General features: G+C 40.8%; 18 protein-coding genes and 1 pseudogene. 18 read left to right on the top strand and 1 reads right to left on the bottom strand.

Features of this window, described 5'->3' with window-relative positions; genetic code table 11:
- Positions 1-7 precede the first annotated feature (7 nt).
- From HUN22_RS01665 to HUN22_RS01650, 4 genes and pseudogenes are all read left to right on the top strand, one after another.
- Positions 8-1,408, top strand: coding sequence for a UDP-N-acetylmuramoyl-tripeptide--D-alanyl-D-alanine ligase (locus tag HUN22_RS01665; RefSeq protein WP_174726257.1), 1,401 nt, complete (start codon positions 8-10; stop codon positions 1,406-1,408).
- Complete coding sequence (gene mraY / locus HUN22_RS01660; RefSeq protein ID WP_002116751.1) at positions 1,409-2,527, top strand: phospho-N-acetylmuramoyl-pentapeptide-transferase; 1,119 nt, start codon at positions 1,409-1,411, stop codon at positions 2,525-2,527.
- 59 nt (positions 2,528-2,586) lie between these two features.
- Positions 2,587-2,919 carry a DUF7709 family protein gene (locus HUN22_RS01655; protein WP_174726256.1) on the top strand — a complete coding sequence of 111 codons (333 nt, stop codon included), beginning with the start codon at positions 2,587-2,589 and terminating at the stop codon, positions 2,917-2,919.
- Positions 2,920-2,921: 2 nt separating this feature from the next.
- Positions 2,922-3,744: pseudogene (locus HUN22_RS01650) on the top strand (putative RNA methyltransferase).
- 15 nt (positions 3,745-3,759) lie between these two features.
- Here the strand turns inward: HUN22_RS01650 and ponA are convergent.
- Positions 3,760-6,321, bottom strand: coding sequence for a penicillin-binding protein PBP1a (gene ponA, locus HUN22_RS01645; protein WP_174726255.1), 2,562 nt, complete (start codon positions 6,319-6,321; stop codon positions 3,760-3,762).
- 161 nt (positions 6,322-6,482) lie between these two features.
- On the opposite strand from ponA, the gene HUN22_RS01640 reads away from it, so the two are divergent.
- The 14 genes from HUN22_RS01640 (at position 6,483) to HUN22_RS01575 (ending at position 24,170) form a co-directional block, all read left to right on the top strand.
- Positions 6,483-7,541, top strand: a complete 1,059-nt coding sequence (locus HUN22_RS01640) for a pilus assembly protein PilM (protein WP_174726254.1) — start codon at positions 6,483-6,485, stop codon at positions 7,539-7,541.
- Positions 7,541-8,188, top strand: a complete 648-nt coding sequence (locus tag HUN22_RS01635) for a PilN domain-containing protein (protein WP_174726253.1) — start codon at positions 7,541-7,543, stop codon at positions 8,186-8,188. Before HUN22_RS01640 ends, HUN22_RS01635 begins: the two co-directional genes overlap by 1 nt.
- Positions 8,178-8,957, top strand: a complete 780-nt coding sequence (locus tag HUN22_RS01630) for a type 4a pilus biogenesis protein PilO (RefSeq protein WP_174726252.1) — start codon at positions 8,178-8,180, stop codon at positions 8,955-8,957. Before HUN22_RS01635 ends, HUN22_RS01630 begins: the two co-directional genes overlap by 11 nt.
- Before the next feature lie 11 nt (positions 8,958-8,968).
- On the top strand, positions 8,969-9,496 hold the full coding sequence (locus HUN22_RS01625; protein WP_174726251.1) for a pilus assembly protein PilP: 528 nt from the start codon (positions 8,969-8,971) through the stop codon (positions 9,494-9,496).
- 63 nt (positions 9,497-9,559) lie between these two features.
- Positions 9,560-11,713 (top strand): type IV pilus secretin PilQ family protein, encoded by a 2,154-nt coding sequence (gene pilQ / locus HUN22_RS01620; RefSeq protein WP_174726250.1) that lies wholly within the window; start codon positions 9,560-9,562, stop codon positions 11,711-11,713.
- A gap of 11 nt (positions 11,714-11,724) precedes the next feature.
- Positions 11,725-12,294, top strand: a complete 570-nt coding sequence (aroK, locus tag HUN22_RS01615) for a shikimate kinase AroK (protein WP_174726249.1) — start codon at positions 11,725-11,727, stop codon at positions 12,292-12,294.
- Positions 12,295-12,322: 28 nt separating this feature from the next.
- The gene (gene aroB / locus HUN22_RS01610; protein ID WP_174726248.1) at positions 12,323-13,405 is read left to right on the top strand and encodes a 3-dehydroquinate synthase; all 1,083 of its coding nucleotides are present in this window, start codon (positions 12,323-12,325) and stop codon (positions 13,403-13,405) included.
- Between the two features lie 16 nt (positions 13,406-13,421).
- Complete coding sequence (locus HUN22_RS01605) at positions 13,422-14,303, top strand: hypothetical protein (RefSeq protein ID WP_174726247.1); 882 nt, start codon at positions 13,422-13,424, stop codon at positions 14,301-14,303.
- Positions 14,304-14,764: 461 nt separating this feature from the next.
- A complete protein-coding gene (gltB, locus tag HUN22_RS01600) occupies positions 14,765-19,240 on the top strand; it encodes a glutamate synthase large subunit (RefSeq protein WP_171254655.1) in 4,476 nt (1,491 codons plus the stop codon).
- Positions 19,241-19,309: 69 nt separating this feature from the next.
- Positions 19,310-20,731: an FAD-dependent oxidoreductase gene (locus HUN22_RS01595; RefSeq protein WP_125698041.1), complete on the top strand. Its 1,422-nt coding sequence runs from the start codon at positions 19,310-19,312 to the stop codon at positions 20,729-20,731.
- Positions 20,732-20,904: 173 nt separating this feature from the next.
- Positions 20,905-21,792: a metal-dependent hydrolase gene (locus tag HUN22_RS01590; RefSeq protein WP_025464175.1), complete on the top strand. Its 888-nt coding sequence runs from the start codon at positions 20,905-20,907 to the stop codon at positions 21,790-21,792.
- A 129-nt stretch (positions 21,793-21,921) separates the two neighbouring features.
- Positions 21,922-22,512, top strand: a complete 591-nt coding sequence (locus tag HUN22_RS01585) for a LemA family protein (RefSeq protein ID WP_002117090.1) — start codon at positions 21,922-21,924, stop codon at positions 22,510-22,512.
- A 21-nt stretch (positions 22,513-22,533) separates the two neighbouring features.
- Positions 22,534-23,616, top strand: a complete 1,083-nt coding sequence (locus tag HUN22_RS01580) for a TPM domain-containing protein (protein WP_174726246.1) — start codon at positions 22,534-22,536, stop codon at positions 23,614-23,616.
- Positions 23,610-24,170, top strand: coding sequence for a TPM domain-containing protein (locus HUN22_RS01575; RefSeq protein WP_174726245.1), 561 nt, complete (start codon positions 23,610-23,612; stop codon positions 24,168-24,170). Before HUN22_RS01580 ends, HUN22_RS01575 begins: the two co-directional genes overlap by 7 nt.
- Positions 24,171-24,193: the final 23 nt, after the last annotated feature.

Here is a 24,193-nt window from a genome sequence, read left to right as displayed (position 1 = left end):
ACAAATTATGCATACTTCAACCACCAGTACCGTGCCTTTGGAACCGTGGACCGCTCAACAATTACAACAGGCAACACAGGGCTACTGGCATAAAGACCAGATCCCTCAAACTGAAATTAAACGTATTTTGACGGACTCGCGTCATGCGGAAACTGGGGATGCCTTTTTAGCACTAAAAGGTGAACGTTTTGATGCACACGACTTTGTAGCTCAGGTTGCAGCGAATGGTTGTCAAATCGCCATTGTTGAACGTCCGCTAGATGTAGATATTGCACAACTCGTTGTTACTGATACCCGATTGGCTTTAGGACAACTTGGCGCTTATCGCCGTGAGCAAAACTCACAATTAAAGGTAATTGCCTTGACGGGGAGTAGTGGTAAAACTACGACCAAAGAAATGCTGGGAAGTATATTGTCGCGCTTGGCACCGACGCTAATCACCCGAGGCAATTTAAATAATGACCTTGGTGTACCGATGATGTTGCTCGAGCTTCGCAAGGAACATCAATATGCGGTGATGGAGTTGGGTGCAAGCCATCAAGGCGAGATTGATTACACATCAAAACTCGTTCAGCCCCATGTTGCAGGTATTTTAAATATTGGTACAGCTCATCTAGGCGAATTTGGTGGCCGTGAAGGTATTTGCCGCGCTAAATCGGAAATTTATCGTCATATTTTACCAAATGGTGTTGCAATCGTGCCGCAACAAGATGACTTCACTGCTGAGATTCTTGATGCTGCAAAAGCTCATCATATTTCTACATTTGGTGCAGGGGGCGATGTCTATGCAACAGATGTGGAATTATTGCCTCAGTCAACGAATTTTAACCTTCATACACCGCAAGGTACTAGTGCAGTTAAACTTCCTTTTGCGGGTGAACATAATGTTCAAAATGCGACCGCAGCTGTAGCTTTTGCTTTAGCGATTGGTATTGGACTAGAAGATATTGTCCAAGGCTTAGAGCAAGCTCAGGGAGCCAAAGGTCGTCTTAACTTTATTCATAAATCACCTTACTTATTTATTGATGATACCTACAATGCCAATCCGACTTCTATGCGCGCTGCTGCACAAGTGTTGTTGCAGCAACAAGGCATAAAAGTGATGGTCATGGGGGATATTGGAGAGTTAGGTGATAGCAGTTGGCAAGAGCATCATGATTTGGGTCGTGATCTTGCCGAGCTTCCTTTAGATCATATTATTGCAGTTGGACAGTTCGCTCCAGCAGCTCTCGAGGGTGCAGACTCTCATTCTAATAAAGTGAAAGCATTTCAGACACAAGCTGAGGCGCTTCCATTTTTAATCAATCTAATCCAAACACATCAACCCCAGTCCATGAGTTTCCTGTTTAAAGGTTCTCGCTTTACTCATATGGAAACGTTGATGGCTGATTTGATGGAGAAACTTTAAATGCTGTTATGGTTGTTTGAACAACTTGCGGGCTATCACAGCTCGTTTCAGGTCGTTCGTTATTTAACATTACGTTCTTTACTCAGTGTATTAACTTCACTGACCATTGGTCTGGTCCTTGGACCGATCATGATTCGTAAATTACAAGCGTTAAAATACGGTCAGGCAGTAAGTTCGTTTGCTCCTGAAAATCATGCTAAAAAAATGGGTACACCAACCATGGGTGGAATTTTAATTCTGCTTTCAATTGGTATTAGTACTTTGCTATGGGCTGATTTATCTAACCCTTATGTCTGGATTGTGCTTGGTGTAATGGTTGTGTTTGGTGCTGTAGGCTGGGCAGATGACTGGATTAAAATTCGCTATAAAGACAATGCGGGTTTACCTGCACGTAAGAAGTTTTTCTGGACTTCTGTTGCATCCCTTGGGGCTGGTATTGCGTTATATTTAATCGCAACTCAACAGTCCAATGCAGAACATACGGCAAACATGCTGGATTTATTGATTCCATTCTTTAAGAATCTTTCAATTCCGCTCTCAATTGTTCCTTTAGGTTTGGCATTTATTGTATTTACCTATTTGGTGATTAATGGTGCTTCTAACGCAGTTAACTTAACGGATGGTTTAGATGGCTTGGCAATTATGCCGGTCGTCATGGTAGCAACAGGTTTAGGTGTATTTGCTTACTTGTCTGGTGACATCCGTTTCGCTAACTATTTACATATTCCATATGTGAAATATACATCTGAACTCGTAGTAATCTGTTCTGCCATGATTGGTGCAGGCTTGGCATTCCTTTGGTATAACGCGCACCCTGCTCAAGTGTTTATGGGTGATGTCGGTGCTTTAGCTTTGGGTGCGATGCTTGGAACAATTGCAGTTATGGTTCGCCAAGAAATCGTATTTGCAATTATGGGCGGTGTATTTGTAATGGAGGCAGTATCTGTATTCTTACAAATTGGCTCTTTGCGAATGCGTAATAAACGTGTGTTCTTAATGGCGCCACTGCATCATCACTATGAAAAGCAGGGCTGGAAAGAAACGCAAGTTGTGATTCGTTTTTGGATTATTACAATTATATTAGTAGTTTTAGGTCTAATGACTTTAAAATTGCGATAGATCTTATTTTAGTGTCAATATAAAGCCAGTTCTACTGGCTTTTTTTATTGGAGAGATGAATGACAAAAGTTGCTGGTCTAGACCAATTATCTGTAATTAATCAAAAAGTGGTTGGTGAGGGCGAAGTATTGCCTCAGGTCGTACTTAAAGATGGAAGTCAGGTTCAAACAGGAACTGTAGCCACAATGCTGCACAATATTGAATTATATAATGCAGGGCAAAGAGGACAGATTGAAGAGGAATTAAAGATCGCAATTCCAACCTTAGTCAAAGTAGGTCTGTTTGATTTGTTTCAGGTAGATGAGTGGATTAGTGGTACAAATGCAGGCCGTACCTTTGTTGGAGTGCACGCTAAGGCTTATTTACAACAAAAAGAACAAGAGAATAATTAAACGTGACTAAGCAAATTCTAATGTGTCCTGTGTGTCGTCAGTTCTTGAATTTAAGTGAAAGAACTTGGCGATGTGAGCAAGGACATAGTTATGATGTGGCTAAACAAGGCTATGTCAATTTACACGTTGTGCAACATAAACATAGTAAAAACCCGGGTGATACACCCGAGTCAGTAGATGCGCGACGAGCTTTTTTACAAGGTGGTTATTATCTGCCTTTACAGCAGGCTGTAGTCACCTTATTAAAGCAACTCAATGTAAAAGCGATACTCGATATCGGATGTGGTGAGGGCTACTATACAAGTGCTATGCAGCAAGTGGTTGAGCAGTGCGTTGGTGTTGATATCGCAAAATGCGGTGCAGCGTGCAGCAAAGCTGAATAATGAGGTGACTTGGGTCGTGGGAACTGGTGCGACTTTACCTGTGTTAGATCGGAGTATGGATGCCTGTACTAGTTTGTTTAGTCCGATTCCACAAACGGAAATTGTGCGTGTTTTAAAAGATGATGGTTATTTAATAGTTGTTACACCTGCCTCTGAACACTTGTATGCTATGCGCGAGGCTCTTTTTGAGCAAGTGAATCCTCACACACCAGAAAAGTTTGTGGAGCAGTTGCAAGATTTATTTGAGCTAAAGCGAGAGCAAATTATTGATGCGCCGTTTGTGCTTGATCAGCAGGCCTTAAAAAATCTGATTGCTATGACGCCTTATGCTTACAAAGCTTCTCCTGAGCGTCGCTTGCAGTTAGAGCAGCAAGCGCAATTAGAAGTAACAGCATCATTTCAAATTTATGTCTTTCAGAAGCGCAATAAAAAAGCCATCTAAGGATGGCTTTTTCTATTATTCAATTTGATTAATCAGATTTTCTAATTCATCTTTTTCACGCTTAGGCGCAGGCTCCTGTGAAGGTTTCATAGCAGGAGGTGCAGCCTTAGATGGGATAACAATTTCTTCACCTGGTAAATCAGAAAAGTCATCGTCATTGCTCAGTTTTGGTTGTGGTGGTGCTGGGCGATAGAGTGGACGCGCTAATGGTGGAGCCGCACGATAAGTTTTCTTATCGCCTACTTCAGTAACGGTTTGTTGTTTGTCACGAGAAATAGGGCCTTGAGCATCTTTATCTAAACGAACCCAAGCTGCTGGCGTACCTTGCAATGCTTGACCCATAAAGTTAATCCAGATCGGCAATGCAGCAATACCACCATATTCACGGCGGCCAAGCGTAGTCGGTTGGTCAAATCCAACCCATGCTACAGTCACTAACTTGCCGTTGAAGCCTGCAAACCATGCATCTTTTGCATCATTTGTAGTACCTGTTTTACCACCTAAATCACTACGGCCAATTTTAAGTGCAGCACGACCTGTACCATGCTCAATTACATCACGTAAGATGTTCGCCATATCATAAGCAGAGCTTGATTTTAAAATACGTTGAGCTTGGCGATACTGACTGTTGTTTTTGTCAGTCTGTTTAAGATTAAGCTGCTTAGCTGCGTTTTCTTTTTGTTCTACATCTTTATTGGTAACTTCGATGACTTCATCATCAGTCGTTTTAGGTTTTTGCTCATCATCTGTTGTGTCAGGTGCATTAATACATGGAATACATGCGTATTCTGGTTTAGCTTCATAAATGACTTTACCGTAAGCATCTTCAATACGTTGAATGAAATGAGGTTGCACACGATAGCCGCCGTTTGCAAACGTTGCATAACCAGTTGCCATTTGAATAGGTAATACTTGAGGAGTACCTAAGGCAATGGTGTAGTTACGTGGAATTTGATCTTCTTGTAAACCAAAATCCATAAATAATTGGCGAGTACGTTCAATCCCTACGGTTTGTAGAAGTCTTACTGATACGGTGTTACGAGACAAATATAAAGCACGACGTAATGGGATCATACCTAAGTAACGCCCATCAGAGTTTCGCGGTGTCCATTTGCCGATCGTAATAGGGCTATCATTCACCATGCTATACGGTGTCATACCTCTTTCTAATGCTAAAGCATAGAGGAATGGCTTGATTGTGGAACCAGGTTGACGCCAACCTTGTAGCGCGCGGTTAAATTTTGATTGGTAGAAGTTATAACCACCTACAATTGCTTCAATTGAACCATCGTTAGGATTGATGGCAATGAGTTGACCTTGAACTTTTGGAACCTGAACTAAAGACCATGCTGTTTTATTATCATTTGGGCGTAAACGAACAATATCTTTAACTTTAACAATTTGAGATGCACGTGAAGGAGCCCCACCTACACTATTTGCACTACGATAGGGACGTGCCCATGACATGCCTGACCACTGAACAGTAACGGTTGAGCCATCTTGCATTAATGCTTCAAAAGAGCTGCTATTTACCTTAGTGACTTGTGCTGGATAAGTGTTGGCATAGGCTCTAAATTCAGTTAATGGTTTATCATGTGCTTCTGCACCACGCCAGCCATGACGACGATCATATGCTTCAAGGCCATCTTGCACAGCTTTTTCTGCAATCGCTTGGCGTTTAGCATTAATTGTTGTGTAGACTTTATAACCAGAATCAATCGCTTGTTCACCAAAATGCTTTACAAGTTCTGAACGAACCATTTCCCCTGCATATGGGTGGATATTATTTAAATCCCGATTGGGCATATTTAAATTGATCGGCTCGGCAACTGCTTTTTGATACTCTGCTTGAGAAATATAACCAAGCTGTAACATACGGCCTAAAATCCAGTTTCGTCGTTCGAGAGCGCGTTCTGGATTAACTACTGGATTGTATTTAGATGGTGCTTTTGGCAAACCAGCGATCATTGCCATTTGGGCAACGCTCAGTTCATTAATGCTTTTGTTATAATAAATTTTGGCTGCCGCCGCGATACCATACGCATTTTTTCCTAAGAAGATTTTATTCACATATAAACTGAGAATTTCTTCCTTCGACAAATTTTGCTCAATTTTTCGAGCCAAAAAGATTTCGGTTATTTTACGTTTTAAAGTTCTTTCTGGACTCAAATAATAGTTCTTTGCAACTTGCATGGTGATTGTTGAACCACCAGTTTGCACATCTGAACCCGTCACACTTTCGCTCAGAGCTCGACCTAATCCCTTAAAACTAATCCCGCTATGTTCAAAGAAAGAAGAATCTTCTGCTGCTAAAAATGCATGGATGAAAGCAGGAGGAATTTGTTTGTATTCAACTGGAATAGAAAGCTTACCACCGTACTCCGCAATCAGTTGGTTATCTGATGTATAGACCTGTAGTGGTTTTAAAAGCGGAGCTTTTTTTAGTGAACTCATTTCTGGAAGCGATGGGGCGATATAGAGATACATGCCATAAAAGCCCATCGGAAGTGAGACTAAGATAATAATAATGATCAAAAAAATTGGACGCACGAAGCCCAAACTGGATAGCTTTTTCATGATAAGTAAGCTTTAATAAGATCGAATACAAACTAATTGTGGTCAGTATAGCCTTTAGACATGCGGATTGTTAGATGAGATATTGTATCCGTGTAAAAATAAAGACCGAGATTATTGGTTTGTAATTTTTTTTGGGGATAAAAAAATAATAGGACAATAGCGTGCTCAGGTTATATCGTAAACCGAATAAGGGGTTAATGGGTGTCGATATTAGTTCGACTTCTGTTAAGTTGTTAGAGCTCTCTGTTAAGAACGGTAAATATTGGGTGGAAAGCTATGCTTTAATGCCTTTACCAGAGAACAGTGTAGTTGAAAAAAATATCTTAAATCCAGAAGCAGTTGCAGAAGCTTTGGAACGGGCGATGAATTTAGCAAATCCCCAAACCACTAACGCCGCAATTGCTGTTCCAACATCGACGGTTATTCATAAAACCATCGAAATGGATGCAGATATGAACGATGATGAGCGTGAAGTTCAGATTCGATTAGATGCGGAGCAGTATATACCGTTCCCTTTGGATGAGGTGAGCCTTGATTTTGAGGTTTTACCAGATCGGCTGCCAAATCCAAATCGTGTAAATGTACTTTTAGTTGCAACAAGAACAGAAAATGTTGAAACACGAGTAGAAGTACTGGAACTGGTAGATTTAACGCCTAAGCTTGCTGATGTTGAGAGTTATGCTGTCGAGCGTGCTTTTAGTGTGTTTGCTGATAGCTTACCCATGGGTGCAAATACCATTGGCATTTTAGATATCGGCCATACCATGACCACATTATCGGTTATGCAAAATGGCAAAATCATTTATACCCGTGAACAAGTCTTTGGTGGTAAACAGCTTACTCTCGAAATTCAAAGCCGTTATGGTTTGTCCTTAGAAGAAGCAGGACGGGCGAAAAAAGAACGTTCTTTGCCAGATGATTATGACATCGAAATCTTGGAGCCATTTTTAGATGCTGTAGTGCAGCAAGCCGCGAGATCACTACAATTTTTCTTCTCTTCATCCCAATTCAATGAAATAGATCATATTTTGCTAGCAGGTGGCAATGCCAACATTCCAGGCCTCGCTAAATTGTTGCAACAAAAACTTGGTTACCGAGTCACTATTGCCAACCCGTTTTTACAAATGGGTTTTTCTCCTCAAGTCGATATTCAAAAAATTGAAAATGATGCCTCCTCATTAATGGTGGCGTGTGGCTTAGCTTTAAGGAGTTTTGATTAATGGCAACAATTAATTTACTCCCTTGGCGTGATGGGCTTCGGGAGCAGCGTAAAAAACAATTTATTATTTTATGTTTTGGGGTCGTTGTTTTGGGGATAACCACTGTATTTTCTGGGTGGTTTTATTTGAATCAAAAACTCAGTGATCAAGAACAAGCGAATCAACTCATTATCAGTACAAACCAGAATCTAGATCAACAGCTTAAAACCTTAAATGGTTTGCAAGAACAGCGTGACGCAATTATTGAACGTATGAAACTTATTCAGGGATTGCAAAGCCAGCGTCCAATCGTTGTACGTTTGGTGGATGAATTGGTGCGTGTGACTCCAGCAGCCATGTATTTGACTAAATTTAGTAGAACTGGAGATAAATTTACGATTGAAGGTAAAGCGGAAAGTCCAAATACAGTTGCAGAGTTATTACGTAATCTCGAAGCATCACCATGGTATCGCAACGCTTTTATGAGTTCTTTTTTGGCGCCTGAAGAGAAAAAAGACAAGCCTGTAAGTTCTTTGCTTCCTAGAGTTGAAGATAACTATGGCAGTTTTGTTGTTACTGTTGATGTAGGGGAAATGGGAGTGACTACAACAGATGATACTGCCAATGCGTCTGCAAGTACGGATAAGGAGGTAGCGAATGAGTCCTGATGAACTTCATGAGTTGTCTTTAGAACAAGCTCCATCTAAGAAAAAAAAGATCACTTTAGAAAAATTTCTTCAGCAATTTAACACACTCGATATGAACAGTTATGGTAGCTGGCCATTATCTGTGAAAATTACGTGTTGGATTTTTATTTTCTTTGCTGTATTGGCTTTGGGGTATTTTGTTGCTATTCAGCCAAAGCTACAAGCAATTGATAATGCTCAGGCACAAGAAGGTAATTTATTAAATGAGTTTCGAGAGAAAGACTCAAAATTACGTAACTTGCAGCAATATCAGCTTCAACTTCAAGAGATGCAAGCCAACTTCAATCAGCAGTTAGAACAATTGCCAAAAGAAACCGAAATTCCAAGTTTAGTTGAAGATATTAACTTAACGGGAGTGAATTCTGGTCTGAAGTTTAAAAATATCCGTTTAGAAGATGAAGTGAAGCAGGAAATTTTTATTGAACAGCCAATTACGATTGAGGCAACAGGCGATTATCACGCTTTTGGTGCTTTTGTCAGCAGTATTGCCGCATTACCGCGTATTGTAACGATGCACGATTTTGTCGTTGAAGCTGCTCCTGTGAAAGATAGTAAATCAGATATTCCTGTTCTTAATTACGCTATTAAAGCAAAAACTTATCGCTATATGGGAGCAAGTGACAACCAAAATAATAATGACCCACAAGGGATAAATGGTGAGACACAAGCCAACACCTCCGATAGCCATAATGTAAATATTCCTTCTATCAAGAAGTCAAAGCGAAAGTAGGGGGATAATTAATGAAACTGAAGAAAATTTTACTTTCTCTGGGGATGGGCTTAGCTTTAGTTGGATGTGACTCAAGAATCGATGCTGTAAATCAGCAAATGGCTGATATACGTAATCAACCACCACAAGCTATAGAGCCAGCACCTGTTTTTACGCCTGTGCCACAGTTTAATTATGCAGCCCATCAGTTAAAGAGCCCATTTTTACCAAGCTCACTTGCTGCTGAGCTCAAAATTATGGCAGGAAAACGAGTGTATCCGAATTTCTCACGAGCCCCTCAGCCACTCGAAAGCTATGCATTAGAATCCTTAAATATGAAAGGAAGTATGCGTAGCAACCGTGGGCAAGTCATGGCTCTTATTCAAACACCTGATCAACAAATTGAGCGAGTGCAGGTGGGGAACTACATTGGGATGAATCAAGGTCGAATTACTCATATTGGTCCGACTCAGATCGATCTGGTGGAAATTGTCCCTGATGGACGAGAAGGCTATGTGGAGAGACCAAGAACCTTAGTGTTAATTGGACCCGCACCCTAGAGTTTAGGGAATAACAAAGAAAAAATTATTTTTAAAGATTATTTAATTGGGGATGGTTAGACAATGAATCACGTATTCAGTCAGTTTTCGATGGGGGCTGTAGCGATTGCAATTATGCAGGTTGCATCTGCACAGGTCAGCATGACCAATATTGTACCGACTCAAATAGCAGGTCAGGGTACAGAAATTCGAGTGATGTTTAATGGTTTACCGCCGCAACCACAAGCCTATCAACTCGAAAACCCTTCACGCTTAATTTTAGATTTTAATAAAGCGCAGCAGAATTTAACACAGTCAAAAGTAGCGATTGGAACAAATGAGGCGAGCTCGGTCGATGTGAGCTCTGATGATCAGCGTTCACGTTTAACTGTAAATTTAAGAGAGACAGGTGCTTTCACAACTCGTATTGAAGGCAATACTTTTATTTTAAAAATTAATTCAGCTCAAGCTGTAGCTAAGCCTGTACCAACACGTGTGACGCAACCTCAAGGTGTTTCAAATATTGGTTTTCAGCGGGGTGGTCAAGGTGAAGGCCTTATTGTGATTGACTTAGATGGAAGTAATACCCCTGTTGATGTTCAACAACAAGGTAGCAAGGTCGTAGTGAGAACATTGGGTTCTAAAATTCCTACACATTTAGCTAAACGCTTAAATGTAAATGATTTTGCGACTCCTGTTTCGACTATTGAATCTTATAACGAAAAAGGTAATGGCGTTATTACGATTCAATCCACTGGTAGCTATGAATACATGGCTTATCAAGCGGAAAATAAATTGACTATTAGCTTAAAGCGCCCTCAGGATAAAAATGTAACCTCTTTATATAAGACTCCTAATTACTCGGGTAATAAGCTTTCTCTTGATTTTCAAGATATTGAAGTTCGTCGCGTTTTACAGTTACTGGCTGATTTCACAGGCATTAATATGGTAGCGGCTGATAGCGTTCAAGGTAATATTACTTTGCGTTTAAAAGATGTTCCATGGGACCAAGCACTTGATATTATTTTAAAAACTAAAAATTTAGATAAACGTAGAAATGGAAACGTAATTTGGATTGCTCCAGTTGCGGAACTAATCAAGGCAGAAGAAGAAGAAGCAAAAGCTGTTGCGCAGAGTGTCAAGCTGGCTCCATTGCAAACTGAGTATATTCAACTGAAATATGCGCAGGCTCAGGATATTATGGGCTTAATTACTCAAGGTTCAAATAATAGCAATGGTTTACAACGAACTTCTGCTGGCGGGACATCAACTTCTACTAATTTAAATACTGGTGTTGATAGTTTAGGTAATAACGTAGGGAGTTTATTGAGTCCACGTGGAACGATTACTCAAGATGACCGTACCAATACCTTAATTATTAACGATACGGCTCAGTCGATTGATCAAATTCGTAAAATGATTGATCTGTTGGATGTACAGGTTAAGCAGGTTATGGTTGAGGCACGTATTGTAAGAGCCTCTACTTCTTTTACCAAAGAACTCGGCGTTAAATGGGGCATATTGTCGCAAGGGATTACTAACAATAATAATTTGTTAGTTGGTGGTAGCGAAACGACCTTGTGGAATTTACGAGAGCCAGATGATGAAGGGAAATACACGATTGAGCGACCAGATAATTTAAATGTAGATTTGGGGGTTACATCAGCTGGAGCTAGTAGCATAGCTTTTAGTTTAATCAGTATGTCTGATTTTATGCTTGATCTCGAACTTTCTGCACTACAAGCTGATGGTTATGGTGAGGTGATCTCCACACCTAAAGTAATGACTGCAGATAAACAACCTGCAAAAGTTGCAACAGGTCAACAGGTTCCATATCAAACCACAACTAATTCTGCTGCTGGTGCTACAGCAAGTACCTCTTTTAAAGATGCACTTTTAAGTTTGGATGTTACTCCGAGCATTACTCCTGATGGTAAAATTCAAATGAAATTGGATATTTCAAAGGATTCAGTTTCGGGTGCTGCTCCTAATGGTGAATTGATCCTAAATAAAAATAATATCAAGACGAATGTATTGGTGAATAATGGCGAAACGGTCATTCTTGGAGGTGTTTTTGAGCAGACAACCCTTAACTCTCAAACAAAAGTTCCTTTCTTTGGAGATTTACCGGGAATTGGACGCCTATTTAGGAAAGATCAGAAATCAGATGATAAACAAGAGTTGCTGATTTTCATTACGCCACGAATTGTTAATGACACTTTGGTGAGAAATCATTAATATATTTTTTAATGAAAGCAATTGAAATAGGTGGCGCCTTGCCAAGCAAAGCGTTTGAAACCCTGCCAAATATTTATTTGGTAGGGCCCATGGGGGCAGGAAAAACAACCGTTGGACGTCATTTAGCCGAACTATTAGGGCGTGAATTTTTAGATAGCGATCATGAAATTGAACGCAAAACAGGTGCCACTATTCCCTGGATTTTTGAGAAAGAGGGGGAGTTTGGATTCCGTACTCGTGAAACTGTAGTGTTAAATGAGTTGACTTCCCGTAAGGCCTTGGTGTTAGCGACAGGAGGGGGGGCGATTACTCAAGCACCCAATCGCGAATTTCTAAAGCAACGTGGTATCGTTGTTTATCTTTACACTCCTGTAGAATTACAATTACAGCGGACCTACCGCGATAAAAATAGACCTCTATTACAAGTTGAAAACCCTGAAGAAAAATTACGAGACTTGTTAAAAATACGTGACCCTTTATATCGTGAAGTTGCGCATTACACGATTGAAACCAATCAGGGTGCTGCTCGTGATCTTGCTCAAAAGATTTTGCAACTTATTTTGTCCAACCCGCTAAAATAGCCAAACTTACTTGTGGTTTTATAAACTCATGCAAACTTTACATGTTGAATTAGGCGAACGCCGTTATCCTATTTTTATTGGCAGTCAACTTGATCCTAAACAGTTGCTTGAGCCTTATCTTCATGGTCAACAGGTCATGATTGTGAGTAATGAAACGGTTGCTCCTTTATATTTATCTCATTATCAAGAAGCTTTAAAAGGCTTGGGTAAAACTGTAGCGACTTGTATTTTGCCAGATGGTGAAAAATATAAAGATATTCAACATCTAAATTTAATTTTTGATGCTTTACTTGAAGCTGGTTTTAATCGTGATTGTACGATTTTAGCTTTAGGTGGTGGTGTTATTGGTGATATGGCTGGCTTTGCATCGGCATGTTTCCAGCGCGGCGTCTATTTTGTTCAGGTTCCGACTACGCTTCTTTCACAAGTAGACTCAAGTGTGGGCGGTAAAACCGGAATTAACCATCCGCTCGGTAAAAATATGCTGGGTGCGTTTCAGCAACCTCAAGTTGTTTTGGCTGATATGGCTCAACTCAATACTTTGCCAGATCGAGAGTTGTCTGCTGGATTATCAGAAGTCATTAAATATGCATTGTTAGGCGATGCTGATTTTCTGGTTTGGTTAGAACAGAATATGGATGGGTTGATTGGGCGAGATGCTGACCTCTTAGCAGAAGCCGTTTATCGTTCATGTGCTCATAAAGCGCGTATTGTTGCTAATGATGAGAAAGAACAGGGTGAACGAGCTCTACTGAACTTTGGTCATACTTTCGGTCACGCTATTGAATCTTACCTTGGTTATGGTACTTGGTTACATGGTGAAGCAGTAGCGACGGGTATGGTAATGGCAGCTGATTTATCGCAACGTTTGGGTTGGATTTCAAGCGATGATGTAGAGCGTACAAAAAAAATTATTCAACGCGCTAATTTGCCGATATCATGTCCAAAAATTCCATTGGATGAATTCCTTGGATATATGGCGCATGATAAAAAAGTCCTTAATGGTCAATTACGTTTGGTATTGTTAAAGCAACTAGGACAAGCAGTAATTACGAAAGACTTTGATGTTGAGCTCATGAAACAAGCTATTTTGGCGAATCAACACGGATAATAAATTAAGGTAACACATGACTGTATCACGTACACTTTGGCAGAATGTTCAACAATATATCTGGTTGGTGGGTGGTATTGTCTGCTTGTTTCTGGCTTTTATTTTCTGGGTCATGACCGATAGTAAGAAGCTTGTTGAGGTTGAAAAAGCAGCTGATTCAGATACGCCAGTGCAAATTCAACCAGAAAAAGTAGCAACAACGGCCAACTTAGGGGCTTTAGCTGATGAAGTTAGGCCTCTTGATTTAACAACCCGTACGGTTGCTTCTGGTCAGCACGAGCCTGAGTTCCGTGGTACAAAGTTCATTAATGAAAACAAGAAACAATGGACGCTTGAGCTTTTCCGCGCGTCTGATGAAGATATTATTAAAAACTTTTTAAAGAATCGTACCGATCGTAATAAATTTATTTACTTCCGTTTAAGTGGAGATAAGCAATCTGAACAATATGTTCTTACTAATGGTGTATTTAAACGTTCTGAAGATGCTATTCAGCAATTAACGCAACTGAATCTTGATTTGCCTGAGTCAATTAAACCACAACCACAACAATTCTCGACCTATGCACCATTAGTCAATGATTTAGGGGCAGATGAGATGAAAGGTGGAATTAGCCAAACTTATGAAGTGCGGTTACGTCCAGCTGCCTTGCCTAAAATTGATGAGTCTTTACTCATAGGGGCTAGTGTAGGAGGAGCTGTGAATGCACAACCTAAAGTAACTGCTCCAGTAACTAATTCTACAACTCGAACAACAATTATTCGTCGAGATGCTGAGGGGAATGTTGTTGATGTACATCAGTCTAATTCTGCCACTGATACCGCTAAAAAGGCTCAACAAAATCGCGCAACTGAAGCTTCTGCGAAGAATGTAACAAATGAGGGCACGAGAGGTAATTAAATACATGTCCATGTTGCACAAGTATGGTGCAAAAACAGGGAATAGATATATTTTTTGATCATCTGTGGTGCATATTTAGTCATTTATTAAAATGATAACGCGAATAAAACCTAGCTATTTTTAATAAATATAAACACTTACCCTACAAAAATTACATTGGCATAGTTTTTGCTTTATTCTTGTGCTTATTAATATGCTGTAAACTATTTTGGCGCTCAAAAGAGTGAATTCTATGCAGAGTTGTGGGGTCGAACTGCTTTAAAAGAGTGCGAAATAAGTCAAAACATTTTTCTAGCAAAAACCAGTGTACGTAAAAATGGAACAGCGTATATTGGCTTATCAGCCCAAAATTTTTTTTTGCGAAACATTGAGCTAACAATCATCCGTAGGCACTATCGCAAAAAGAAGTTGTTTGTTTGACGCTCGAAAGAGCCTTATTGAAAGAAGGGTACGCTATGCACATGCCATCGCCTAATACTGTAGCTCCCGCTCAAGGTTTATATCAGCCTGATGAGTTTAAGGATAACTGTGGTTTTGGACTGATCGCCCATATGAAGGGTGAATCAAGTCATCATCTTGTAGAAACCGCGATTCACAGTTTAAGTTGCATGACGCACCGTGGTGGTATTGCCGCAGATGGCAAGACGGGAGATGGTTGCGGCTTATTATTGGCGATGCCAAAGCAATTTTTTCGTGATGAAGCAAAAAAACTGAGTGATATTACACTGAGTGAGATTTTTGCTGTGGGTACGGTATTTCTAAATATTGATCCGGCATTAGCGCAACATTCTAAAAATATTTTAAATAAAGAAATTGAGGCAGAAGGCTTACGCGTACTGGCTTGGCGTGTTGTCCCGACTAATAACGATGCACTAGGTGAAATTGCACTTCAATCTCTCCCTGCTTTTGAACAGGTTATTGTGAACTGTCCAATGGGTGTGACTGAGGTTGAATTTAACCGTAAATTATTCTTGGCACGTCGTCGTGCAGAACAACAATTACAAAATGATCCATTATTTTATGTGACTACGCTTTGTTCGACAGTAATCAGCTATAAAGGCTTGATGATGCCGGCTGCAATTGCTGAGTTCTATACAGACTTGGCGGATGAGCGTTTAAAATCACATATCGTAGTATTCCACCAACGCTTCTCTACAAATACATTACCGCGTTGGCCATTGGCTCAACCATTCCGTTACCTTGCTCATAATGGTGAAATCAACACAATTACAGCAAACCGTAACTGGGCGTTAGCGCGTACTCCTAAATTTGAAAACCCATTATTACCTGGTCTTACTGAGCTTAATCCAATCGTTAACCGTACAGGATCAGACTCATCAAGCTTAGATAACATGCTTGAGATCTTGGTGGGTGGTGGTATGGATTTATTCCGTGCCTTACGTATGCTTGTACCACCAGCTTGGCAAAACGTAGAAACTTTAGATGCAGACTTACGCGCATTCTATGAGTTTAACTCTAAGCATATGGAAGCTTGGGATGGTCCAGCTGGACTTGTTATTCAAGATGGTCGTCATGCGATCTGTATGCTTGACCGTAATGGTTTACGTCCTGCGCGTTGGGTAATTACCAAAAATGATTACATTACCTTGGCATCTGAAATCGGTGTTTGGGGTTACGAGCCTGAAGACGTAGTTTCTAAAGGTCGCGTAGGTCCTGGTCAAATTTTAGTAGTTGATACCTTAACAGGTAAAGTACTTGATACTAAAGATGTTAGTACGCATTTGAAAAACATGCGTCCGTACCGTGAGTGGTTACGTGATCATGCGATTCGTTTAAATGCAAACCCAGAACTTGAAGAACAATTAATCGATAAAGGCTTAACTGGCGATGCTTTAAAAGCGGCTCAAAAAATGTTTATGGTGACATTTGAAGAGCGTGACCAGTTATTGCGTCCTATTGCTGAAAGTGGGCAAGAAGCTGTTGGTTCAATGGGTGATGATACGCCAATGGCTGTATTGTCTCGTCAAGTACGCCACGTGACAGATTACTTCCGTCAACAGTTTGCTCAAGTGACAAACCCGCCAATTGACCCGCTACGTGAGTCAATTGTAATGTCGCTCGAAACCTGTTTAGGTCGTGAGCAGAATGTATTTGAGCAAGGCCCTGAGCATGCTGACCGTATCATCATCTCTAGCCCTGTATTGTCAAATTCAAAAATGCAGCAAATCCGTAGCATTGAGCGTCCGGGTTATGAAGCAGTTGATATCAATTTAAACTATGCTGAAGAAGAAGGTTTGCAAGCTGCAATCACACGTATCTGTGAAGAAGCAGCACAAGCAGTTCGTGACGGCAAGACTTTAATCGTTTTAACAGATAAAAATATCCGTCAAGGTTTATTACCTGCAAACGCAGCACTTGCAACAGGTGCGGTACATCATTACCTCATTAAAACTGGTTTACGTACTGATGCAAACATCATGGTTGAAACTGGTTTTGCACGTGATCCGCACCAATTTGCGGTATTACTTGGTTTTGGTGCAACCGCAGTTTATCCATATCTTGCATATGACGTGATCAATGACTTGATCGCTAAAGGTGAGCTTTTAGGTGACCCAATCCATGCGCAAGCAAACTTCCGTAAAGGTATTGAGAAAGGCTTATTAAAAGTTCTTTCAAAAATGGGTATCTCTACAGTTGCTTCTTATCGCGGTGGTCAGCTTTTTGAAGCGGTAGGTTTGTCATCTGAAGTTGTTGATCAATGTTTCTTGGGCGTTCCAAGCCGTATTCAGGGTGCAACATTTGCTGACCTTGAAAAAGACCAGAAAAAATTAGCAGCGACAGCTTGGTCAAATCGTAAGCCAATTGATCAAGGTGGTTTGCTTAAGTTCGTATTTGATAAAGAGTATCATGCGTTCAATCCAGACGTGATTAACTCATTACACAAAGCAGTTCGGTCTGGTAAATACGAAGACTTTAAAGAATATGCTGAGCTGGTAAATAACCGTCCAGTAGCGACAATCCGTGACTTATTTAAGTTAAAAACAACGAATTCAATTCCAGTTGAGCAAGTTGAATCGGTTGAAGATATCTTGCCTCGTTTTGACTCGGCAGGTATGTCTTTAGGTGCTCTTTCTCCAGAAGCACATGAAGCAATCGCAATCGCAATGAACACGATTGGTGGTCGTTCAAACTCTGGTGAAGGCGGTGAAGATCCTGTTCGCTACGGTACAATTCGTAACTCGAAAATCAAACAGATCGCATCGGGTCGTTTTGGTGTAACTCCTGCATATCTAACTTCTGCTGAAGTATTGCAAATTAAAGTTGCTCAAGGTGCAAAACCGGGTGAAGGCGGTCAGTTACCTGGTGGTAAAGTAAATGGTTTAATCGCGCGTTTACGTTACTCGGTACCAGGTGTAACGCTAATTTCACCTCCACCACACCACGACATTTACTCAATTGAAGATTTGTCTCAGTTAATTTTTGACTTGAAACAAGTTAACCCGAAAGCAATGGTATCTGTGAAGTTGGTATCTGAGCCGGGTGTGGGAACAATTGCAGCTGGTGTTGCAAAAGCTTATGCAGACTTCATCACCATTTCAGGTTATGACGGTGGTACAGCAGCATCTCCACTTTCTTCAATTCACCATGCGGGTTCTCCATGGGAATTGGGTCTTAGTGAGGCACATCAAGCACTTCGTGTAAACGACTTGCGTGGAAAAGTACGTGTACAAACTGATGGTGGTTTAAAAACTGGTCTTGATGTAATCAAGGCAGCAATTTTAGGTGCTGAAAGTTTCGGCTTTGGTTCAACCCCAATGATCGCTTTAGGTTGTAAATACCTCCGTATTTGTCACTTAAATAACTGTGCAACTGGCGTTGCAACGCAGCAAGATCATTTACGTCAAGAACACTACATTGGCGAGCCGCAAATGCTCATCAACTTCTTCCACTTTATTGCGGAAGAAACTCGTGAATGGTTGGCTGCATTAGGTGTTTCTTCATTGAAAGACTTAATTGGTCGTGTTGATTTGCTTGAAGTATTACCGGGTGAAACTGAAAAACATGCTCACCTTGATTTAAGTGCATTGTTAACCTCACATCCTTCTGCTGAAGGTAAAGCACAGTACTGTGAGGTACAAGGTAATGCACCATTCGATAAAGGTGTATTGGCTGAGAAAATGGTTGCTGAAATGCTTCCTGCAATTGAGTCAAGCGCTGGTGGTCAGTTCAACTTCAACGTCGTGAACTGTGACCGTTCAATCGGTGCTCGTGTTTCGGGTGAAATTGCTCGTCGCTACGGCAACTTGGGTATGGAAGCACATCCAGTTGTAATGAACTTAACTGGTACAGCTGGTCAGTCTCTTGGTGTTTGGAATGCTGGTGGTTTACACATCCGTCTTGAAGGTGATGCAAACGACTATGTAGGTAAAGGTATGGCTGGTGGTCGTATTTCGATTTTCCCACCACAAGGCTCGCCTTTCCAAACCCAAAACACAGCAATTATTGGTAATACCTGTTTGTATGGAGCAACTGGCGGTAAGCTTTTTGCAGCTGGTACAGCGGGTGAGCGTTTTGCGGTTCGTAACTCTGGCGCATTTGCGGTAATCGAAGGTGCTGGTGATCACTGTTGTGAATATATGACAGGTGGTGTTGTGACTGTACTTGGTAAAGTAGGCCATAACTTTGGTGCGGGCATGACAGGCGGTTTTGCTTATGTACTTGACCTTGATAATGATTTCGTAGATTACTACAACCACGAATTGATTGATTTAAATCGTATTTCAACAGAATCTATGGAAGATCATAAAGAGTTCTTGTTGCGTATTATCGATGAGCACATCAAAGAAACTGGTAGTGCTTGGGCTTATAAAATCCGCAATGAGTTCGATTTCTACAGCCGTAAATTCTGGCTTGTGAAACCAAAAGCTGCTAATTTGCAAACGCTTTTGAAAACAACACAAGCTGACCCACAATAATTCCACGACTGCAAAGACATAGGCAGGTGCGGGCAACAAGGAAATCCGCGCCTACCCACGGAGAGAGACATGGCAGAACGCCTAAATAATGACTTTCAATTTCTGGATGTACCACGTCAAGATCCAGAGAAAAAAGATATTACTGTCCGCAAAGCAGAATTTGTGGAAATTTATAAGCCTTTTACATCTGAAACTGTCACTAATCAGACTCACCGTTGTTTAGGCTGTGGTAACCCTTATTGTGAATGGAAATGTCCTGTACATAACTACATTCCAAACTGGTTAAAACTTATTGCTGAAGGCCAAATTTTCCAAGCTGCTGAGCTTTGCCACCAAACGAACACGCTACCTGAGGTATGTGGTCGCGTATGTCCACAAGACCGTTTATGTGAAGGTGCTTGTACCCTAAATGATGGTTTTGGTGCAGTAACCATTGGTAATGCTGAAAAATATATCAACGATACAGCCTTTGCTTTGGGCTGGCGTCCAGATATGTCAGGCGTAAAATGGACTGACAAAAAAGTTGCAATTATTGGTGCGGGTCCCGCTGGTTTAGGCTGTGCGGATATTCTAGCTCGCGGTGGTGTTAAACCAGTTGTATTCGATAAGCGTCCTGAAATTGGTGGCTTACTTACATTTGGTATTCCAGAATTTAAAATGGAAAAAGATGTAATGAAACGCCGCCGTGAAATTTTCACAGGTATGGGCATCGAATTCCGTTTAAATACTGAAATTGGTAAAGACATCACGATTGATGAATTACTTACAGAATATGATGCTGTGTTCATGGGTATGGGAACTTATACCTACATGAAGGGTGGTTTCCCGGGTGAAGATCTTGATGGTGTTTATGACGCGCTTGATTTCTTGATCTCCAACGTGAACCGTTGCCAAGGTTGGGAAAAAGATCCAAGTGAATACATCAGCTTAGATGGTAAAAAAGTAATTGTTCTAGGTGGTGGTGATACCGCGATGGACTGTAACCGTACTTCTTTACGTCAAGGCGCTCACGATGTAACTTGTGCATATCGCCGTGATGAAAGCAACATGCCGGGCTCTGCACGTGAAGTAAAAAATGCCTACGAAGAGGGTGTAAAATTCCTATTCAATCGTCAACCGATCGAGATTGTTGGCGAAAATGGCAAAGTGACAGGCGTAAAAGTGGTAACGACACAAATGGGTGAACCAGATAGTCGCGGCCGCCGCAGCCCTGAGCCAATTCCGGGTTCTGAGGAAGTATTACCAGCTGATGCAGTTTTACTTGCTTTCGGTTTCCGCCCAAGCCCAGCAGATTGGTTTGGTAACGCGAATATTAATCTTGATGGTTCAGGTCGTGTTGTCGCAGCTGAAAAGCAAGAATTCAAATTCCAGACATCAAACCCGAAAATCTTTGCGGGTGGTGATATGGTACGTGGTTCAGACCTTGTCGTAACTGCGATTTGGGAAGGCCGTCAAGCTGCCGAAGGCATTTTGGACTACCTTGGTGTTTAATAAAGCCATTTGTTAAAAGACTCAAAAAAGCCTACTTCAAGTAGGCTTTTTTATTGTCTACCATTAGTCACTTTGATGTTTTTGGCAAATATAATAAGCTTTTTTGCCCTTTTTAGCTTTTTAAGCTCGCGACATACTCGAAACTTCCTTCTTCAATACAATAGGTGTTGAATATGAACATCGCAGGTATGACGGCAGAAAAATCATATTTAAATCGTCGAAAAGCGTTGGGTATTACAGTGCGTCGTCTTGAATTTAATCCAAAGGCGATCAAGCGGCACTATTTTGCAAATTCACCCCTCATGTCTCATTTTTTAACTGCACTCTCATCAACGTTTCCTGTAGGAGAGCAGTTTTTCGTAAATAGCGTACGTAATGTACGTGATAAAGTCTCAGACCCTCAATTACAAGCACAAATTGCGGCTTTCATTGGACAAGAGGCTATGCATTCCAAAGCACATGGCGAGTTTAATGAAGCTTGGCGACGTGATGATTATAATCTGGACAGTTTCCAAAACTGGTTAAATGAGCGTGATAAATATTTAAGAACAATTCCACCTAAGCTGCAATTGGCATTGACCTGTGCATTTGAACATTTCACTGCTTTACTAGGTGGATATGTCTTACAACATCCAGAGTTATTAAAAACACTAGATGAAGACGCGCTAAAACTTTGGGTATGGCATGCAATTGAAGAAATCGAACATCGTTCGGTCGCATTTGATGTTTATCAACATGTATATGGTGATGATCGTATCCGTCGTTTATTGATGCGTAGTGTCACTACAGGATTTGCGAGTCTCGCTTTTTATGGGACAACTCGTTTATTTTGGCAAGATAAATGGAACAGCCTACCTAAAATTGGAGGGAATTTATTTGGATTATATTTACTGATTAAGATGCTTGTTCAGTTAATGCCAGAATACTTCGCATATTACAAAAAAGACTTCCATCCGAGTCAAAAAGATTATGGCAGAATGGTTAATTATTGGAAGAGCTCTTTAGCAGAAGAATATCAAATGGCAAGTTTTGAACAAGAAAAAGATCAACGATTAAGCTAATAGATAACCGGATTTAAAAATCCGGTTGTTTAAATCAATAAAATAAAAGCAACACAATATTGCCAAATTCATCATACAATCAGGTAAAGAGGTTAAAAATATAAAGAAAAACTTGAGGATAATGTGACGATGAAAACGTTGAAACAATTTGCGATCGCAACAACACTTGCCAGTACCTTACTATTTTCGGGATGTGGCTATAACACTCTACAAGTAAAAGATGAGGCTGTAACAGCAGCGTGGTCTGAAGTACAGAACCAATATCAACGTCGATCAGATTTGGTACCAAATCTTGTAAACGTCGTTAAAGGCTATGCTAAGCACGAAGAGCAAGTATTAACCGAAGTGACCCAGGCTCGTTCTAATGTTGCAGGTTTAAAAGTTGATAAAGAAGTTTTAGAAGACCCAGCTTTACTTGAAAAATATCAACAGGCTCAAAGTCAATTAACAGGGGCATTATCTCGACTCATTGCTGTTTCGGAAAATTACCCAGATTTGAAAGCCAATACTCAATTCCAAGAATTACAAGTTCAACTTGAGGGCACAGAAAATCGTATAGCTGTTGCACGTAATCGTTATATTACAACGGTACAAGACTATAACTCATACGTGCGTCAGTTCCCGCAGGCAGTAACAGCAAAAGTAATTGGTATGCATCCTAAAGCCAATTTCTCAGCAGAAGCATCTGCACAACAGGCTCCAAAAGTTTCTTTTGATTAATTTAAATCAAGGAAGTGCCGTATGAGAGATACTCTATTGCTTCAATCAAAGCAAATTAAGGTCTTTATTTCGACCTTAATTTTGCTCTGTTGTGGTGTTCTTTTTCAGAATACGGCATGGAGTGAAAGTAATATTGCAACTGCGAACGATGAGGCAGACGCAATAGTTGCTGGCAAAATTATTCAAAAGCAACAAACTCAAGCTACTGTAACTAAACTAGAAGGGCAAGCTGCTTCAAGCCCTGCTCCTCAAGTCCAAGTTGCGAATGATATGGCTGATGGCGAATCAATTCGTGGTTTGCCAACTTTAAACCAGCCTGTTATTGATCAAGCCAATATCTTAAGCGAGGCTGAGAAGCAACAACTCGATCAAAAAATTCTAAGTTTATACCAACAAGGCAAAGCGCAGATTGGTATCGTGATTGTTCCTACCACTGGCCAAGAAGATATCTTTGATTATGCATTACGTGTTGGTGAAAAGTGGCAATTGGGATCATCTAAACGTGACAATGGATTACTCATTGCAGTTGCGGTAAATGATCGCCGTATGCAAATTTTAACCGGCTATGGTTTAGAAGGTGTTTTGCCTGATATTGTAGCGAGTCGGATTATTCGAAACCAAATTACACCTTATTTTAAACAAGCCCAATATGCACAAGGTTTAAATGCAGGCCTTGATGAAATTGGAAGAATTTTAAATTTAGATCCGGAAGTAGCACAGCAAGCTGCCCAAGATTTAAAAGAACGTCAGCATCAAGCTGCAGAAGAACAGCGAGCCAAGCAGACAACGCTGACAATGGCTTTATTTATCCTTGTTGCTGGAATTGTGGGTTCGTTTATTGTTGGTCGTCCGCTTAGTGCATCTACAGCAGGTGTGGCTGCTGCGGTAGCAGGATTCGTAAATGGCGCAGGATTAGTCACTAGCGTACTACTTGGTTTTGGTATTTTCTTTTTACTCATTACATCAATTGCCCAATTTATTTTACAGGCCATTTTAAGTGGTTCTGGAGGCGGTGGACGCGGAGGAGGCTTCGGCGGAGGTGGCGGAGGCTATGGTGGCGGCGGAGGTCGTTTTGGCGGTGGAGGTGCTTCAGGCTCATGGTAACAACATCAGAAACAACACAAATTATTACTCAGCCCAAAATTGAGGAATCTGTAGAACCTAGCCTAAAGCGTTGGTTCAAGCATTTTTGTTACTTGCCAGCCAGCAGCCGATATTTTTCAAAACAAGATAAGCAAATTATTGCTGATGCTGTACAGCAGGCAGAACATGGGCATGTTGGAGAAATACAGGTTGTAATTGAAGGCCATATTCCAGTGTCACAGGCCTACAGACAAAATACTCGATTAAGAGCACAGCAATTATTTGCAGAATTAGGTGTTTGGGATACCGCCTTAAATAGTGGCGTATTGTTATACCTAAATTTATGCGAACGAACAGTAGAAATTATATTTGACCGTGGTATTCGAAATGCGACTAACGAGCAAGTCTGGCAACAGATTTGTGAAGCAATAGTACAAAAGCTTAAACAAAAAGAATATCAACAAGCTGTAGTGATGGGCGTACAACAAATTGGAGAGGTGTTGTCACGGTTTTATGACGAACACATGCCCGATCAATCCAATGAATTGAGCAATACTCCGATTATTCTTAATTAACTCGCCTTGTAATATTCCTATAT

Origin of the sequence: Acinetobacter lactucae, assembly GCF_013344765.1 — a bacterium.
Lineage (GTDB): Bacteria > Pseudomonadota > Gammaproteobacteria > Pseudomonadales > Moraxellaceae > Acinetobacter > Acinetobacter lactucae_A.
This window is presented reverse-complemented; position numbering and strand designations above follow the sequence as displayed.

Excerpts from the sequence above, each read along its gene's own strand:
- HUN22_RS01665 (WP_174726257.1), top strand. The coding sequence starts at position 8 with ATGCATACTTCAACCACCAGTACCGTGCCTTTGGAACCGTGGACCGCT.
- mraY (WP_002116751.1), top strand. The coding sequence starts at position 1,409 with ATGCTGTTATGGTTGTTTGAACAACTTGCGGGCTATCACAGCTCGTTT.
- HUN22_RS01655 (WP_174726256.1), top strand. The coding sequence starts at position 2,587 with ATGACAAAAGTTGCTGGTCTAGACCAATTATCTGTAATTAATCAAAAA.
- ponA (WP_174726255.1), bottom strand. The coding sequence starts at position 6,321 with ATGAAAAAGCTATCCAGTTTGGGCTTCGTGCGTCCAATTTTTTTGATC.
- HUN22_RS01635 (WP_174726253.1), top strand. The coding sequence starts at position 7,541 with ATGGCAACAATTAATTTACTCCCTTGGCGTGATGGGCTTCGGGAGCAG.
- HUN22_RS01630 (WP_174726252.1), top strand. The coding sequence starts at position 8,178 with ATGAGTCCTGATGAACTTCATGAGTTGTCTTTAGAACAAGCTCCATCT.
- HUN22_RS01625 (WP_174726251.1), top strand. The coding sequence starts at position 8,969 with ATGAAACTGAAGAAAATTTTACTTTCTCTGGGGATGGGCTTAGCTTTA.
- pilQ (WP_174726250.1), top strand. The coding sequence starts at position 9,560 with ATGAATCACGTATTCAGTCAGTTTTCGATGGGGGCTGTAGCGATTGCA.
- aroK (WP_174726249.1), top strand. The coding sequence starts at position 11,725 with ATGAAAGCAATTGAAATAGGTGGCGCCTTGCCAAGCAAAGCGTTTGAA.
- aroB (WP_174726248.1), top strand. The coding sequence starts at position 12,323 with ATGCAAACTTTACATGTTGAATTAGGCGAACGCCGTTATCCTATTTTT.
- HUN22_RS01605 (WP_174726247.1), top strand. The coding sequence starts at position 13,422 with ATGACTGTATCACGTACACTTTGGCAGAATGTTCAACAATATATCTGG.
- gltB (WP_171254655.1), top strand. The coding sequence starts at position 14,765 with ATGCCATCGCCTAATACTGTAGCTCCCGCTCAAGGTTTATATCAGCCT.
- HUN22_RS01595 (WP_125698041.1), top strand. The coding sequence starts at position 19,310 with ATGGCAGAACGCCTAAATAATGACTTTCAATTTCTGGATGTACCACGT.
- HUN22_RS01590 (WP_025464175.1), top strand. The coding sequence starts at position 20,905 with ATGAACATCGCAGGTATGACGGCAGAAAAATCATATTTAAATCGTCGA.
- HUN22_RS01585 (WP_002117090.1), top strand. The coding sequence starts at position 21,922 with ATGAAAACGTTGAAACAATTTGCGATCGCAACAACACTTGCCAGTACC.
- HUN22_RS01580 (WP_174726246.1), top strand. The coding sequence starts at position 22,534 with ATGAGAGATACTCTATTGCTTCAATCAAAGCAAATTAAGGTCTTTATT.
- HUN22_RS01575 (WP_174726245.1), top strand. The coding sequence starts at position 23,610 with ATGGTAACAACATCAGAAACAACACAAATTATTACTCAGCCCAAAATT.